Origin of the sequence: Streptomyces sp. B93 (assembly GCF_018070565.1) — a bacterium.
Lineage (GTDB): Bacteria > Actinomycetota > Actinomycetes > Streptomycetales > Streptomycetaceae > Streptomyces.
In genome coordinates, this window is the sequence record NZ_JAGPXL010000057.1 from 1 (window position 1) to 15,492 (window position 15,492).

General features: G+C 72.6%; 15 protein-coding genes and 1 pseudogene. 8 read left to right on the forward strand and 8 right to left on the reverse strand.

What is annotated here, in order from left to right; translation table 11 throughout:
* The first annotated feature begins 33 nt into the window (after positions 1–33).
* Positions 34–1,431 carry a gluconate:H+ symporter gene (locus KBY47_RS32265; RefSeq protein ID WP_210927488.1) on the forward strand — a complete coding sequence of 466 codons (1,398 nt, stop codon included), beginning with the start codon at positions 34–36 and terminating at the stop codon, positions 1,429–1,431.
* Positions 1,432–1,489: 58 nt separating this feature from the next.
* Here the strand turns inward: KBY47_RS32265 and KBY47_RS32270 are convergent, their stop codons facing one another.
* The 4 genes from KBY47_RS32270 to KBY47_RS32285 form a co-directional block, all read right to left on the reverse strand.
* Positions 1,490–2,116 carry a cytochrome b/b6 domain-containing protein gene (locus tag KBY47_RS32270; protein ID WP_210927490.1) on the reverse strand — a complete coding sequence of 209 codons (627 nt, stop codon included), beginning with the start codon at positions 2,114–2,116 and terminating at the stop codon, positions 1,490–1,492.
* Entirely contained in the window at positions 2,100–2,864 is a 765-nt protein-coding gene (locus KBY47_RS32275) for a molybdopterin-dependent oxidoreductase (RefSeq protein WP_210927492.1), read from the reverse strand. The genes KBY47_RS32270 and KBY47_RS32275 overlap by 17 nt, the downstream gene beginning before the upstream one ends.
* Before the next feature lie 80 nt (positions 2,865–2,944).
* On the reverse strand, positions 2,945–4,492 hold the full coding sequence (locus tag KBY47_RS32280; RefSeq protein ID WP_210927494.1) for an APC family permease: 1,548 nt from the start codon (positions 4,490–4,492) through the stop codon (positions 2,945–2,947).
* Positions 4,493–4,558: 66 nt separating this feature from the next.
* A complete protein-coding gene (locus KBY47_RS32285) occupies positions 4,559–5,506 on the reverse strand; it encodes a hypothetical protein (RefSeq protein ID WP_210927496.1) in 948 nt (315 codons plus the stop codon).
* A gap of 208 nt (positions 5,507–5,714) precedes the next feature.
* On the opposite strand from KBY47_RS32285, the gene KBY47_RS32290 reads away from it, so the two are divergent.
* The 3 genes from KBY47_RS32290 to KBY47_RS32300 all read left to right on the forward strand — a co-directional run bounded on the left by KBY47_RS32290 (position 5,715) and on the right by KBY47_RS32300 (position 7,024).
* Positions 5,715–6,227 carry an NUDIX hydrolase gene (locus KBY47_RS32290; protein ID WP_210927498.1) on the forward strand — a complete coding sequence of 171 codons (513 nt, stop codon included), beginning with the start codon at positions 5,715–5,717 and terminating at the stop codon, positions 6,225–6,227.
* Positions 6,228–6,311: 84 nt separating this feature from the next.
* Positions 6,312–6,704, forward strand: coding sequence for a DUF202 domain-containing protein (locus KBY47_RS32295; protein ID WP_210927501.1), 393 nt, complete (start codon positions 6,312–6,314; stop codon positions 6,702–6,704).
* Positions 6,701–7,024, forward strand: a complete 324-nt coding sequence (locus KBY47_RS32300) for a DUF202 domain-containing protein (RefSeq protein ID WP_210927503.1) — start codon at positions 6,701–6,703, stop codon at positions 7,022–7,024. The genes KBY47_RS32295 and KBY47_RS32300 overlap by 4 nt, the downstream gene beginning before the upstream one ends.
* Before the next feature lie 44 nt (positions 7,025–7,068).
* Here KBY47_RS32300 and KBY47_RS32305 read toward each other — a convergent pair.
* Positions 7,069–8,021, reverse strand: a pseudogene (locus KBY47_RS32305) (NADP-dependent oxidoreductase).
* A gap of 128 nt (positions 8,022–8,149) precedes the next feature.
* On the opposite strand from KBY47_RS32305, the gene KBY47_RS32310 reads away from it, so the two are divergent.
* The 3 genes from KBY47_RS32310 (at position 8,150) to KBY47_RS32320 (ending at position 10,869) form a co-directional block, all read left to right on the forward strand.
* Entirely contained in the window at positions 8,150–8,449 is a 300-nt protein-coding gene (locus tag KBY47_RS32310; RefSeq protein ID WP_210927505.1) for a hypothetical protein, read from the forward strand.
* A 167-nt stretch (positions 8,450–8,616) separates the two neighbouring features.
* Positions 8,617–9,648: a phosphotransferase family protein gene (locus KBY47_RS32315; RefSeq protein ID WP_210927507.1), complete on the forward strand. Its 1,032-nt coding sequence runs from the start codon at positions 8,617–8,619 to the stop codon at positions 9,646–9,648.
* Positions 9,649–9,654: 6 nt separating this feature from the next.
* Positions 9,655–10,869 (forward strand): acyl-CoA dehydrogenase family protein, encoded by a 1,215-nt coding sequence (locus KBY47_RS32320; RefSeq protein ID WP_210927509.1) that lies wholly within the window; start codon positions 9,655–9,657, stop codon positions 10,867–10,869.
* A 60-nt stretch (positions 10,870–10,929) separates the two neighbouring features.
* Here KBY47_RS32320 and KBY47_RS32325 read toward each other — a convergent pair whose 3' ends face one another.
* The 3 genes from KBY47_RS32325 to KBY47_RS32335 are packed head-to-tail and all read right to left on the reverse strand — an operon-like array spanning position 10,930 to position 13,991.
* The gene (locus KBY47_RS32325; protein ID WP_210927511.1) at positions 10,930–11,520 is read right to left on the reverse strand and encodes a TetR/AcrR family transcriptional regulator; all 591 of its coding nucleotides are present in this window, start codon (positions 11,518–11,520) and stop codon (positions 10,930–10,932) included.
* 27 nt (positions 11,521–11,547) lie between these two features.
* Positions 11,548–13,230, reverse strand: a complete 1,683-nt coding sequence (locus KBY47_RS32330) for an AMP-binding protein (protein WP_210927513.1) — start codon at positions 13,228–13,230, stop codon at positions 11,548–11,550.
* Complete coding sequence (locus tag KBY47_RS32335) at positions 13,227–13,991, reverse strand: SDR family oxidoreductase (RefSeq protein ID WP_210927515.1); 765 nt, start codon at positions 13,989–13,991, stop codon at positions 13,227–13,229. Before KBY47_RS32335 ends, KBY47_RS32330 begins: the two co-directional genes overlap by 4 nt.
* 183 nt (positions 13,992–14,174) lie before the next feature.
* Here KBY47_RS32335 and KBY47_RS32340 point away from each other — a divergent pair, with 183 nt between their 5' ends.
* Positions 14,175–15,404 (forward strand): exo-beta-N-acetylmuramidase NamZ domain-containing protein, encoded by a 1,230-nt coding sequence (locus KBY47_RS32340; protein WP_210927516.1) that lies wholly within the window; start codon positions 14,175–14,177, stop codon positions 15,402–15,404.
* Positions 15,405–15,492: the final 88 nt, after the last annotated feature.

A 15,492-nucleotide genomic window follows, 5' to 3' on the forward strand; every position in this document is an offset into this window, starting at 1 on the left:
CTCCCCCTCCCCCCCCATTCACAAGGAACTCCCGTGACCAGACTCAGCGTCGAGATGCTGGCAGCGGACCCCGTCGAGCCGATCACTTCGGCCGGACATGCCCAGCTGGGCATCGCCGTCCTGGCGGGCATCGCCGTCATCGTTCTGCTCATCACCAAGTTCAAGCTCCACGCGTTCCTCGCGCTGACCATCGGGTCGCTGGCGCTCGGCGCGTTCGCGGGCGCACCGCTCGACAAGGTCATCGCCAGCTTCACGACCGGCCTCGGCGCCACGGTCGCGGGCGTGGGCGTGCTGATCGCGCTCGGCGCGATCCTCGGCAAGATGCTCGCCGACTCCGGCGGCGCCGACCAGGTCGTCGACACGATCCTCGCCAAGGCGAGCGGCCGTGCCATGCCCTGGGCGATGGTGCTGATCGCCTCGGTGATCGGTCTGCCGCTGTTCTTCGAGGTCGGCGTCGTCCTGCTGATCCCGGTCGTGCTGATGGTCGCCAAGCGCGGCAACTACTCCCTGATGCGGATCGGCATCCCGGCCCTGGCGGGCCTGTCCGTGATGCACGGCCTGGTGCCCCCGCACCCCGGCCCGCTGGTCGCGATCGACGCGGTCGGCGCGGACCTGGGTGTGACGCTGGCGCTCGGTGTCCTCGTGGCCATACCGACGGTGATCATCGCCGGTCCGGTCTTCGCCCGGTACGCCGCCCGTTGGGTGGACGTCCCCGCGCCCGACAAGATGATTCCGCAGCGCGCGTCGGAGGAGCTGGAGAAGCGTCCCGGCTTCGGCGCCACGCTGATCACGATCATGCTGCCGGTCATCCTGATGCTGTCCAAGGCGCTCGTCGACATCGTGATCGACGACCCGGAGAACAGCGTGCAGCGGGTCTTCGACGTCGTCGGCTCCCCGATGATCGCCCTGCTCGCCGCGGTGCTGCTCGGCATCTTCACGCTGCTGCGGCCCGCCGGGTTCAGCAAGGAACGCGTCTCCGGCCTCGTCGAGAAGGGGCTCGCGCCGATCGCGGGCATCCTGCTGATCGTCGGCGCGGGCGGTGGCTTCAAGCAGACGCTGATCGACTCCGGTGTCGGTCAGATGGTGCTGGAGATCTCCGAGGACTGGTCGATCCCGGCGCTGCTGCTGGCCTGGCTGATCGCGGTGGCGATCCGGCTGGCGACCGGTTCGGCGACCGTGGCCACCGTCTCGGCGGCCGGTCTGGTCGCGCCGCTCGCGGCCGACATGTCGACCACGCACGCCGCGCTGCTGGTGCTGGCGATCGGCGCGGGCTCGCTGTTCTTCAGCCATGTCAACGACGCCGGTTTCTGGCTGGTGAAGGAGTACTTCGGCCTGAGCGTCGGCCAGACCATCAAGACCTGGTCGGTGATGGAGACGATCATCTCGGTGGTCGCGGGCGGGTTCGTCCTCCTGTTGTCGTTGATCATCTAGCGGCACCGAGTACGGCCCATGGGAGCGGCTCACCTTCGGGTGGGCCGCTCCCGTCGTGTCAGGGCCGCCACAGGGTGTGCTCGCGCTCGGCCCACTCCCGGCTCACCGCGCCGGTGCGCAGGCCGCGCCGCGCCTCCGGGTCGGCGAGGGCCATGCCGATGTGACCGGCGATGACGACGCCCATGGTGAGGGCCAGCCAGTCGTGGACGAAGGTGGCGCTGGTGCGCCAGACCAGCGGGGTGAGGTGGGTGAACCACATCAGCAGGCCGGTGCCGAGCATGACCAGCGTGGCACCGGCGAGCCAGGCGGCGTAGATCTTCTGTCCGGCGTTGAACTTGCCCGCGGGCCGGGCGTCGGCGCGCTGGTCGCGGCGCAGGACCGCGCGCAGCCAGGCCCCGTCGTGGTGTCCGAAGCGGTTCAGCAGGCGCAGGTCGGACCGGAAGGCGCGGGAGGCCAGGCCCGCCAGGACGGGCGCGGGCAGGGCGAGCCCGGACCACTCGTGCAGCGTCACCACCAGGGCGCGGCGGCCGACGAGCTGGGCGAGCTGGGGGACGTAGAGGCAGGCCGCGGTGGCGATGCAGACGCCCATCAGGGCGGCGGTCGTGCGGTGCACCCAGCGCTCGGCGGGGGTGAAGCGGCGGACGCGGGCGGCGGGCGCGGTGAGGGTGTCAGCCGGTGGGCTCATCGTCCCGTCCGTTCGAGCGGCCGACCCAGGCGTCGATGTCGTAGCCACGTTCCTCCCAGTACCCGGGGCGGACCTCGTCGGTGAGGGTGATGCCGGAGAGCCACTTGGCGGACTTGTAGAAGTACATGGGCGCCACGTAGAGGCGTACGGGGCCGCCGTGGGCGTGGCCGAGGTCCTCGTCCCGCATGCGCAGGGCGACCAGGACGTCGGCGCGGCGGGCCTGGTCGAGGGTGAGGCTCTCGGAGTAGGTGCCGTCGAAGCAGGTGAAGCGTACGGCGCGGGCCTCGGGCCGTACGCCCGCGGCGTCCAGGAGGCGGGACAGGCGTACGCCCTCGAAGGGAGTGTCGGGCACCCGCCAGCCGGTCACGCACTGCACGTCGCGGACCACGCGGGTCTGCGGCAGGGCCCGGAGGCCGGCGAGGGTGTGGGTGGCGGGCCGGTCGACGAGGCCGTCCACGGTGAGGCGGTAGCCGGTGGCGTCCTTGCGGGGCACGGAGGAGGCGACCGAGTAGTAGCGGAAGCCGCCGCCGTTGGGGAGCAGGCCGGTCAGGCCGGTGGGGTCCTTGTCGGCGGCGGTGCCGAGGAAGGACTCCAGGCCGCGTTGGAGGGTGGGCGCGGTGAGGACGCCGAGGGCGCCCACGCCGAGGGTGCCGAGCAGGACACGGCGGCCGACGGGGGTGCCGCGGCTCTCGGGCTGTTCGGGGTACGCCCGTTCGTCGGGGCCGACCCGTTCGTCGTCGGGGTTCACCCGTTCATTCGAGCACCCGCGGCCCCGGCCGGGCCAGGGGTCGCGGGTGCCCGTCAGTGTTCCGTAAGCACTCCCGGGGTTCAGTCGGGGGTGTCGGCCGCCTTCTCCAGCTGGAACGCCTCGTTGCCGAGCCCGATCCGGGCGTGCACCTCGGGCTTGCGGGAGCGCAGCAGCGCGCCCTGTGCCAGGCCCGCGACGAGGGCGAGGCCGATGACGGACGGGAGCAGCCAGCTGAGCGCGGAGCCGGAGCCCGCGCCGATCAGGACGTCGAAGTCCTTGACGGTGTAGCCGATGATGAACAGCAGGCCGGCGAGGGCGAGTCCGGAGGCGGCCAGTCGCCACAGCTGGGCGCCCGCGGCGCCGCGCCGGACGAAGAAGACGATCACCGAGGCGGAGGCGACGGCCATCAGGACGGCGACGCCCAGCGCGCCCAGGTTGCCCATCCAGGTGAAGAGCCGCAGCACGGGTGCGGTGGGGTCGCCGACCGGACCGTCGTCGGTGAGCGCGAAGGCGGCGACGACCACGACGGAGATCGCCGTCTGGAGCAGGGAGCCGGTGCCGGGGGCGCCGCTGGCGCTGCTGGTGCGGCCGAACGCGGCGGGCAGCAGGCCCTCGCGGCCCATGGCGAAGGCGTAGCGGGCGACGACGTTGTGGAAGCTGAGCATGGCCGCGAACATGCCGGTGACGAAGAGGACGTGCAGGACGTCGGTGAAGGTCTCGCCGAGCAGGTCGCCGGTGAGGAAGAACAGCAGTCCGGCGCTCTGTTCCTGGGAGGTGCCGACGATGGCGGCGGGGCCGGTGGCGACGGTGAGCGCCCAGCAGCTGATGGTGTAGAAGACGGCGATGCCGCCGATGGCGAGGAACATCACCCGGGGCACCAGGACGTGCGGGCGGCTGGTCTCCTCGGCGTAGACGGGGGCCTGTTCGAAGCCGAGGAAGGCGGCGACGCAGAAGCAGAGGGCGGTGCCGATGCCCGCGCCGGTGAGGGTGTCGGGGTTGAAGGCGTGCAGGGACAGGCCTTCGGGGCCGGGGTCGGAGAGGGCGGCGACGTCGAAGATGACGACGAGGACGACCTCGATGAGCAGCAGGACGCCCAGCACGCGCGCGTTGAGGTCGATCTTCAGCCAGCCGAGGGCGCCGACGGCGAGGGCGGCCAGCAGCGCCGGTATCCACCAGGCGAGTTCGGTGTCGAGGTAGGTGGCGAAGAGTCCGGAGACCTCGAAGCCGAAGATGCCGAAGATGCCGACCTGGAGGGCGCTGTAGGCGACCAGCGCGACCAGGGCGGCGCCGGCGCCGGCGGTGCCGCCGAGGCCGCGGGAGATGTACGCGTAGAAGGCGCCCGCGTTGTGGACGTGGCGGCTCATCTCGGCGTAGCCGACGCTGAAGAGGGCGAGTACGGCGGCGAGGATGACGAACAGCAGCGGCTGTCCGACGATGCCCATCACCCCGAAGGTCGTGGGCATGACACCCGCGACGACCATCAGCGGGGCGGTCGCCGCGAGGACCGACAGCAGCAGCCCCGCGGTGCCGAGCCGGTCGGCCCGCAGGGCGCGGTCCTGGCCCTTGAAGGTGCTGATGGCGGAGCCGTCGGCGGTCGGTCTGCTCTTGCTCGAACTGCCCGTCGTCATGGGAGGTCGGTCCTTTCGGGAGGCGGCTGTCGGGGCTGCGGGTGGACGTTCCTTGCGCGTGCGGGCTCAGGCCGTGCCGAGCGCCCGGTCGCGGGCGGCCCGGAAGGCGGCGTACGGATCTCGGTCGGGGTAGGACCAGGGCTGCGGCGTGGGGTGGTCGCCGATGCGGTGGAACAGGGCGGCGGCCTCGGCGCCCCGGTCCTCGCAGACCTTGGCGTGGGCGAGGTAGTTGAGGTCGACCAGGCGGCGGGGGTGGCCCTCGTGCTCCCACTCCAGCCACCAGTCGAAGGCGGCCTTCATCACCTGGCGGGCGCGGCGGCCCGTCCAGTGCTCGGAGGCGGCCGGGTCGGCGGGTTCGAACCCGGCCGCGGCGAGCACGCGGTAGCGCTCGGCGTGCGCGACGACCGGGAGGATCGCCAGCGGGGAGTCGGCGGGGGCCTGTTCGGCGGCCCAGGCGGCGAAGTCGTAGGCCTCGTGCAGCGGGTCGGGCCCGGCGTCGGCGCGGCGCTCGGCGAGCCGGGCGACCAGCAGGTGGTGGGCGTGGTGGTGGTCGGGGTAGCGGGCGCGGACCTGCTCGAAGACCCGGACGACGGCGTCCTGGGTGCCGAGGGCGCGCTCCAGCAGGAGCAGGCCGAGCAGCGGGGTGGGGTCGGCGGGAACGAGGGCGGCGGCGGTCCGGCAGGCCTCGCGGGCGCGGTCCGGCTTCTCCTTGCCGCGCAGGGCGCGTTCGGCCTGAGCGACGGCGAGCAGCACGGAAGCGTCTGTGGAGTCGGGTTCGGCGAGCAGCCACTCGCGGGTCCAGGCCGCGGTGTGCTGTTCCTGCGCGAGGACGGTGACGCGGTGGCCGCGGCGGTCCCAGTCGTCACCGGTGCGGGCCAGCAGGATGCGGGTGGGCTGCCACCGGCCCTGGGCGAGCGCGGCGCGGGCGGCGCCCAGTTCGGCGTCGTCGAGTGCCGCGTCGAAGGCCTGGGCCGCGCGTCTGCGGCCGCGGCCGAGGGGCGGGGGTGGGGGCACCTCGGGACTACCTCGGGACTCTTGCTTGTTGGCCTGCTCGGGCGACGGCGGGAGCCGGACGGTCACCGGCGAGCCATCGGTCGATCACGCACAGCCAACCCCCACCCAAGGCCCAGCGTCAAGTGCCGTCGAGACATGACACGCGTCAACTCCCGTGTGAGCAGGGGCAGTTGATCAAGCCTTGAACCACTCCTGCTTGGATGGGGCCATGACCCCTGCTGACGAGATCCTCGACGTCGTCGACGAACACGACCAAGTCGTCGGACAACTGCCGCGCGGCGAGGTGTACGCCGACGGCCTGCGGCACCGCTGCGTTTTCGTCCTGGCCCGGGACGCCGAGGGCCGGATCTTCGTGCACCGTCGCACCGCGACCAAGATGGTCTACCCCTCCCTCCACGACATGTTCGTCGGCGGGGTGGTGGGCGCGGGCGAGGCCTACGACGACGCGGCGCTGCGGGAGGCGGAGGAGGAGCTGGGCGTCAGCGGGCTGCCCCGCCCCGAGTTCCTGTTCAAGTTCCTCTACGACGACGGCGCCGGGCACAGCTGGTGGTCGGCGGTGTACGAGGTCCGCTGCGCGGTGCCGGTCCACCCGCAGGAGGAGGAGGTCGCCTGGCACGCCTTCCTGCCGGAGGAGGAGCTTGAGCGGCGCCTCGGTGAGTGGGAGTGGGTGCCCGACGGCGTGGCGGCGTACCGGCTGCTGCGGGAGCGCCGTACGGGGTGAGCGCCGTACGGACTTGACGGTCGCGGTCGGCGCCGGGCGGCCGTGGGATCCGTCGGGCGGACGGGCCCGGGTAGGGTCCTGCGCGTGATCGAATTCGTGCGGAACGTCCGGCTGTGGTTCGCGCCCGAGCGGATCCGGGACGAGGGCGAGACGCCCGACTACCGGTTCTCCCTGGCGAACGAGCGTACGTTCCTCGCCTGGCTGCGGACCTCGCTGGCGCTGATCGGCGGCGGGTTCGCGGTGGACCAGTTCCTGCCGGACCTGAACCGGGGCTGGCGGATCGGTCTGGCGCTGGCGCTGCTCGCCTCGGGTGTGCTGTGCGCGCTGCGCGCGGTCAACCACTGGCTGCGCTGCGAGCGGGCCATGCGCCGGGGCGAGGACCTGCCGGTGTCCCGGTTCCCGGCGCTGCTGAGCGTGGTGGTGGCGGTGGTGGCGCTCGCCATGGTCGTCATCGTGCTCGTGGGGTGGGGCGGGTGAGCACGGCCGCCGGCGACGACCGTGACCCCGGCCTCCAGCCGGAGCGGACCAGGCTCGCCTGGCGGCGTACGACGCTGACGGGCCTCGTCGTCACCGTGCTGGCCGTACGCGCCTCGCTGCACGGCGGCACGACCACCACCGGCGCCGTCGCCGCCGCGCTCTGCCTGACGCTGTGGCTGGGCTTCCTGGCACTCGCCCACCGGCGCATCCGCGCCCTCTCCGCGACCGCACGTCCGGCTCCGCTCGGGGCCCGGCAAGCCGCCGCGGCGACGCTGTGCACGGTCGGGCTGGCGGTGTGCGCGGTGGCATTGGTGGTGTGATATGGGTGGGCGGTCCGGGGGTACGCGCGGGTGTCCGGTCCTGTTCAGAGCAGGCCCGAGGGTGGTTGGTCCCAGTCCACCGTGACCACGAGCTTGCCCCGGGTGCGGCCCTTCTGGCTGTGGCGGTGGGCTTCGGCCGCCTGTTCCAAGGGGTACGTCCGCTCCACGTGGACGGAGATCGCTCCCTGTTCGGCGAGTTCGGTCAGGTGCAGCAGGTCCCCGGCGTCGGGGCGTACGAAGTGGTACCGGCCGCCGTAGTCGACGACCTCCGGGTCGGCGATGGAGATCAGACGGCCCTCGGGGGCGAGCAGGTTGGCGGACACCTTCGTGGTCTCGCCGCCGATGGTGTCGAAGGCCGCGTCCACGCCCTCGGGCGCGAGACCGCGCACCCGCTCGGCGAGGCCCTCGCCGTAGGTCACCGGCTCCCCGCCCAGCGAGCGCACGAAGTCGTGGTTGGACTCGCTCGCGGTGCCGATCACCCGGGCGCCGAGATGGCGGCCGAGCTGGACGGCGAGGGACCGACGCCCCCGGCCGCGGCGTGCACGAGGATGGTCTCGCCGCGCTTGACCTCCAGTCGCCCGACGAGCACCTGGTAGGCGGTGAGGCCGGTCAGCGGCAGCCCGGCGGCCTCCTCGTGGGTGAGGTTGCGGGGCTTGCGGGCGAGGGTGCGCACGGGGGCGGCGACGTACTCGGCGAGGGTGCCGCGGGAGAGGAAGTCCTCGCGGACGTAGCCGATGACCTCGTCGCCGACGCCGAACTCGGTGACGGCCACGCCCGGCCGCACCACCACCCCGGACACGTCCCAGCCGGGGACCACCGGGAACACGGCGTCGAGCGCGCCGTCCAGGTACCCCTCGCGGCACTTCCAGTCGACCGGGTTGACGCCCGCCGCCCGCACCTTCACCAGTACGGAGTCCGGGCCGACCTTCGGCTCGGGAAGCTCACCGAGTCCGAGCACCTCGGGGCCGCCGTACCGGCTGTAGCTGATCGCCTTCATGCCACCGACCCTCCGGGGTACCCGGACACCCCGCAACCGGGATGACCTGATACGCGCCATTCGCGTGGCGGCCCGGCCGGACCCGGAACAGGATCGTCCTGACCGCATCCGCACCGAAGGTGAGCACCATGACCACGATGCAGCATCAGGAGCACGCCGCCCACCCGCACGCCCACGGCCCCGACTGCGGGCACCCCGAGGTCCCGCACGGCGACCACGTCGACTACGCGCACGACGGCCATCTGCACCGCGAGCACGGCGGCCACTGGGACGAGTGCGAGCCCGCCGGGCACACCGCCCACGGCGGCCACGAGCACCGGCACGGCGAGGGCTGCGGGCACACGCGTGTGCGCCACGGCGACCACGACGACTACCTCCACGACGGCCACCGGCACGCCGAGCACGAGGGCCACTGGGACGATCACTGATCACGGGGCTCCCGCGCCACCGGGACCCGCACCGACGGCTCCCCGCCCTCCCGGCGGGGAGCCGTCGTACGCCCGTGGCACCGATCACGTTGGCCCCCGCCTCTGGACGGCATACCGACCGGTCGGCATCATGGTCGGGTCCCGTTCACGCGCCCGTAGGAGAGACGATGAGTTCCGACCACCCGCCAGGCCTCGACCCCGACCGGCTGCGCGGCCTGCTCGACCGTGAGCGGCCCGGGCTGGTGCACGGCCCCCTGACCGGCCGGCTGATCGAGGGCGGACGGTCGAACCTCACCTACGAGATCACCGACGGCACCGGCCGCTGGGTGGTCCGGCGCCCCCCGCTCGGCCATGTGCTGGCCACCGCGCACGACATGAGGCGCGAGCACCGGGTGATCAGCGCCCTGCACCCCACCGACGTACCGGTGCCGCGACCGGTGCTGCTGTGCGAGGACGAGGAGGTGCTGGGAGCGCCGTTCTACGTGATGGAGTTCGTCGAGGGCACCCCGTACCGCACCGCCGGGCAGCTCGCCCCGATCGGCCCCGAGCGCACCCGCGCGGTGGCGCTGTCGCTGGTGGACACCCTGGTCGACCTGCACGCCGTGGACCCCGCCGACGTGGGCCTCGGCGACTTCGGCCGCCCGGAGGGCTTCCTGGACCGGCAGCTGCGCCGCTGGGGCAAGCAGCTGGACGCCTCCCGCAACCGCGACCTGCCCGGCATCGACGAACTGCACGCCACCCTCGGCCGCGAGCTGCCCCGCTCCCCCGCCCCGGCCGTCGTGCACGGCGACTACCGCCTCGACAACGTGCTGATCGGCTCCGACGACCGCATCAGGGCGATCCTCGACTGGGAGATGTCCACCCTGGGCGACCCGCTCACCGACCTCGGCCTGCTGGTGATGTACAGCATGCCGCTCGGCATGCCCGACTCCCCCGTCTCCACCACCGCCGAGGCGCCCGGCCACCCCCGGCCCGCCGAGCTGATCGAGCGGTACGCCGCCCGCTCGGGGCGCGATGTCTCCGAGGTCTCCTGGTACACGGCGTTCGCCTGGTTCAAGCTCGCCGTGATCCTGGAGGGCATCCACTACCGCTACACCCTGGGCCAGACGGTCGGCCGCGGCTTCGACCGCATCGGCGACCTGGTCCCGGTCTTCATCGAGCACGGCCTGACGACTCTGACCCGCAAGCAGGAAGGCTGACCGCCCATGGACTTCGCGTTCGACGCGCACACCGAGGAACTGCGCGCCAAGCTGCTCGCCTTCATGGACGAGTACGTCTACCCCGCCGAGGCGGTCGCCCATGAGGAGCGCGCCCGGCTGGCGTCGCCGTGGGAGACCCCGCCGGTGGTGGAGGAGCTGAAGGCCGAGGCGAAGCGGCAGGGACTGTGGAACCTCTTCCTGCCGGACGCCGAGTACGGCGCCGGGCTGACGAACCTCCAGTACGCGCCGCTCGCCGAGATCACCGGCCGCTCCCCGCAGCTGGCGCCGACCGCGACCAACTGCGCCGCGCCGGACACCGGGAACATGGAGGTGCTGGCCCAGTTCGGGAACGACGAGCAGAGGAAGCGGTGGCTGGAGCCGCTGCTCGCCGGTGAGATCCGCTCGGCGTTCGCGATGACCGAGCCGGAGGTGGCCTCCTCGGACGCCACCAACATCACCACGCACATCCGGCGCGACGGCGACGAGTACGTCATCAACGGCCGCAAGTGGTACATCTCCGGGGCGATGGACCCGCGCTGCGAGATCTTCATCGTGATGGGCAAGACGGACCCGGACGGGCCGGACATCCGCCGTCAGCAGTCCATGGTGCTGGTCCCGCGCGATACGCCGGGCGTCCGGGTGGTGCGGGCGATGCAGGTGTTCGGCTACGAGGACCACTACCACGGCGGCCACGCCGAGGTGGTCTTCGAGGACGCGCGCGTGCCGGTGTCGAACCTGATCGGCGAGGAGGGCGGCGGCTTCGCCATCGCGCAGGCCCGGCTCGGCCCCGGCCGCATCCACCACTGCATGCGGCTGATCGGCATGGCCGAGCGGGCGATCGAGCTGATGTGCCGCCGGGCCGTCTCCCGGACCGCGTTCGGCAAGGCGCTCGCCCAGCAGGGCGTGGTGCAGAACTGGATCGCGGACGCCCGGGTGGCCGTGGAGCAGTTGCGGCTGCTGGTGCTGAAGACGGCCTGGATGATGGACACGGTCGGCAACCGCGGCGCCCACACCGAGATCCAGGCCATCAAGATCGCCACGCCGCGCACGGTCGTCTCCATCCTGGACCGGGCGATCCAGCTGCACGGCGCGGGCGGTGTCAGCCAGGACTTCCCGCTGGCGGAGCTGTACGCGGGCGCGCGCACGCTGATGCTCGCGGACGGGCCCGACGAGGTGCACCAGCGGTCGCTGGCGCGGCGGGAGCTGAAGAAGTACCTGTGAGCGGCATGTGCGAGGGGCGGCACGCCGTGGCGGCCGCCCCTTGCACATCGTTGTCATCGGTCACGGCCGCAGGGCGCGCAGCAGCAGATCGGCCAGGTGGTCGGCGACCTGCTGGGGGCTGAGCGGGCCGTCGGGCCGGTACCAGGTCGACAAGTGGTGGACGGACCCGAAGTGGTAGTCGACGACGAGGTCGGCCGGGGTCTCCTTGGTGAAGACGCCCGCCTCCTGGCCCTCCTCGATGAGCGCGCGGAACCGTTCGTGGTAGCGCCGCCGCTCGGCGCGCACCTGCTTGTTCTTCTCCGGGCTCAGATGGTGCATGGAGCGGAAGAAGATCGACGCGTCGTCCAGGTTCTCGATGGTGGTGACGACCACGTCGGCGGCGGCGGCCCGGACCCGCTTCTCCACGGGCTCGTCGGCGTCGGCGAAGGCGTCCAGGCGCACCTGCTGGAGGCGCAGCACGCGCGCGTACACCTCGTGCAGCAGATCGTCCTTGGACCCGAAGTAGTGGTACAGCGCCCCCTTGGTGACGCCCGCCGCCTCGACGATCTCCTGCACCGAGGTCCGGTCGTAGCCCTGCTCGGCGAAGAGCCGGGTGGCGGCGGCGAGGAGCCGTTGCGGAACAGGGGCTCCTTCTCCGGTTGTCCTGGGCACTGCCGCCACCTGCCTTTCCATGTGGTCCTACTGACTTACTCGTGAACGCGAACGCAGTTCCCGACGGAGGATCTTCCCACTCGCCGTCTTCGGCAAGTCGGGCAGGACCTCGACCTGCCTCGGGTACTTGTAGGCGGCCAGTCTCTCCTCGCAGTACGCGGCCAGCTCATCGGGGTCCGCGACCGCACCGGGGCGCAGGCTGACGTAGGCCTTGACGGTCTCGCCGCGGTAGCCGTCGGGCACCCCGACGACGGCCGCCTCACGGACCGCCGGGTGGGTGTAGAGCACGTCCTCGACCTCGCGCGGCCAGACCTTGAAGCCGGAGGCGTTGATCATGTCCTTCTTGCGGTCGACGACGTAGAGCCAGCCCTGCGGGTCCATGAAGCCGATGTCGCCGGTGCGCAGCTCCCCGTCCGGGAAGGTCTCGGCGCTGGCGTCGGGCCGCCGCCAGTAGCCGGGCACGACCTGCGGCCCGCGCACGACGATCTCGCCCTGCTCCCCGAACGGCACGTCGGCGCCCTGCTCGTCGACGATGCGTACGACGGTGTCGGGCCCCGGCACGCCCACCGCGAGCGTCCCGGACACCGGGTCGACGGGCGCCTCACGTCCGGGCGGGACGGCGGCGCAGGGCGCGGTGCACTCGGTCAGCCCGTACCCGTTGCGGATGTACGGCCCGAACCCGGCGCGGAACTTCTCCACCAGGGCGGGCGGCAGCGGGGCGCCCCCGGAGGAGATGACCTCGAAGGAGGCGAAGTGGTCCGGGGTGACGTCGGGGTGGGCGGCCAGCGCCATGAAGGCGGTGGAGGGGCCCACGGTGTAGTGCGGCCGGTGCCGGGCGAAGGCGTCCAGGACGACGCCCGCCTCGAAGCGGTACGCCAGCACCAGTGTGCCCGCGCTGTTCAGGCAGGCGCCCAGCTGGCAGACCATGCCGGTGATGTGGAACAGCGGCGCCAGCGCGAAGTAGACGGGCGGTTCGGGCAGTTCGAGCCCGGTCCGCTGGCGCTCGGCGTTGTGCATGATGTTGCCGTGCGTGTTGGTGGCCCCCTTGGGGGCGCCGCTGGTGCCGGAGGTGTAGCTGATCAGCGCGATGTCGTCGGGGCCGAGGTCCCGCTCCGGCGGCGCCGGGTGTCCGGCCCGCGCGACCTCGGTGAGGTCGTCGGCGTCGGCCGCCCGCGGCAGCCGCTCGAACCCGAGCACCCGCGCGTCACCGTCGGTCTGGAAGTCCAGCTCGCACGCGGTGAGGACGACGCGCACCGGCGAGTCGGCGGCGGTCTCGCGCAGATACGACTCCCAGGCCCGGTCGGAGCAGATCAGCGCGGCCACGTCACCGTCCCGCAGGACGTGGGCGACCTCCCCCGCCTTGTACATCGGGTTGACCGGCACGACGATCGCGCCCGCCTTCCAGGCGCCCAGCACGGCGAGCACGAACTGCGGGGAGTTCTGGAGCAGCACGGCGACCCGGTCCCCGCGCCGAAGGCCGCGCTCGGCGAGGTGCCCGGCCACGGAGTCGCTCAGCTCGTCCGCCTCGCGGTAGCCGAGCCGCCCGTCGAAGTAGGCGAGGAAGGTCCGCTCGGGCGCCTCCCACACCACCCGGCGCAGGGCGTGCACCAGGGTGTCGTCGGGGTGCACCGGGGCCCGCTGGGCGTCGTTGAGCAGGGCGAGCCAGGGCCGGTCGGCGTACCGGACGCCCCCGTCGGCCGGGCCGCTCACCGCTCGGCCTCCCAGGTGCGCTGGATGCGGTTCATGCCGCCCAGCCAGCGCTCGGGTTCGGCGGCCCGCGCCCGGTAGAACTCGCCGACCTCGGGGTGCGGCAGGATCAGGAAGCGGTCTTCCGCCATCCCCTCGAAGAGGGCGTCGGCGACAGCCTCCGGCTCGATCGCGGTCGGCGCCAGTACCAGGTCGCCCGCGCTGCCGGTCCCGGCCAGCATGTCGGTGCGCACGCCCTGCGGGCAGATCGCGTGGACCTTGACGCCGCGGTGGCGGTAGGTCAGCGACAGCCACTCGGCGAAGGCGTACGCGCCGTGCTTGGTGACGCTGTAGGGCGCGGCGCCGATCATGGTGAGCAGTCCGGCGGCCGAGACGGTGGACACGAACCGTCCCTCGCCGCGCTCCAGCCAGTCGGGCAGCAGCGCGTGCGCCGCCCGCACATGGGCCATCACGTTGACGTCCCAGGCGAGCGCCCACACGCTCTCGTCGGCCGCCTCGGAGCCTCCGGAGGCGACCCCGGCGTTGGCGCAGTACACGTCGACGGTGCCGCCGAGCGCGTCGCGGGCCTCCTCGACGATCGCGGACGCGTCACCGGGCACGGCGGTCCCGCCGACCTCCTCGGCGACCGCCTTGGCCTTGTCGGCGTCGAGGTCGTTGACCACGACCCGGGCCCCCTCGGCGGCGAACCGCCGCGCCAGCGCGGCCCCGATCCCACCGCCCGCTCCGGTGACGACGACTCCGGCACCCCGCACGGCATCCACCATTCGCTCTCCTCCAACGTGACCGGTCCCGACCCCGAGGCCGTCAGACTAACCAGTCGGTATGTTCAAAAGGAAGAGCTGTGCAGCGCCCCTCAGGGGCGCGGGGAACGGCGCGAACACCCCCCACCGGCCCGCACCCTGCCACACTCCCTGCGGGAGCACTCCACCATCACCGGAGGTCACCGCATGAAGCTGTCCAGACGCGCCCTGCTGGCCACCGCGACCATCGCGGCAACAACCGCGGCCGCACCGGCCGGGGCCACGCGCGGGAGGTTCCGCACCGGCTTCGAGAACCTGGCCGCCGCCGACTACGAGCCCCTCAAGGGGCAGACCGTCGGTATCGTCACCAACCCCACCGGCATCACCCGGGACGTCCGCCACATCGTCGACGTGATGCACGCCGACCCCCACGTCGACCTCAGGGCGGTCTTCGGCCCGGAGCACGGCTTCCGCGGCACCGCCCAGGCGGGCGGCTCCGAGGGCCGCTACGACGACCCGGCGACCGGCCTGCCGGTCTACGACACGTACCTCAAGAGCGGCCAGCCCCTCGCCGACGTCTTCACCGCGTCCGGCGTGGACACCGTCGTCTTCGACATCCAGGACGTGGGCGCCCGCTTCTACACGTACATCTGGACCCTGTACGACTGCATGGAGGCCGCCGCCCGCGCGGGCAAGCGGTTCGTGGTGCTCGACCGTCCGAACCCGGTCGGGGGACGCTCCGCCGAGGGCCCGGTGCTGCACCGGGAGTTCGCCACCTTCGTCGGCCGGGAGCCGATCGCGCAGGCGCACGGGATGACGGTCGCCGAGCTGGCGCTGCTGTTCAACGGGGAGTTCCTCCAGACCCCGGTGCCGCTGGAGACGGTCAGGATGACCGGCTGGCGGCGCTCGGACCTCTATGACGCCTCGGGGCTGCCCTGGGTGCCGCCGAGCCCGAACATGCCCACCCCGGACACCGCCCTGGTCTACTCGGGCACCTGTCTGTTCGAGGGCACCAACCTCTCCGAGGGGCGCGGTACGACCAGGCCGTTCGAGCTGCTGGGCGCGGAGAGCGTGGACGGCCGCTGGGCGGCGGCGGTGAACGCACTCGGGCTGCCGGGCGCGCACTTCCGGGAGGCGTACTTCGCGCCGACGTTCTCCAAGTTCCAGGGCAAGACGGTCGGCGGGGTGCAGGTGCACGTGCACGACCGGGCGGCGTACGACCCGGTGCGCACCGGGATCGCCCTGCTGGTGACGGCCAGGCGGGTGTGGAGCGGCTTCGCCTGGCGGTCGGACAACTGGATCGACAAGCTCACCGGCTCCACGCTGGTGCGCACGATGATCGACGCGGGCGCCGACACCGACGAGGTGGTGGCGGGCTGGCAGGAGGAGCTGGCGGCGTTCCGGAGGGTGCGCCGGGAGTACCTCCTCTACCGCTGATCCTCCCGGACCTCACCGCTGACCCGTCCGGCCTCCCGCGCGTATGGCCAACCGGCTCCTCCCGCAGGACGATGCACCGCACCCGGCC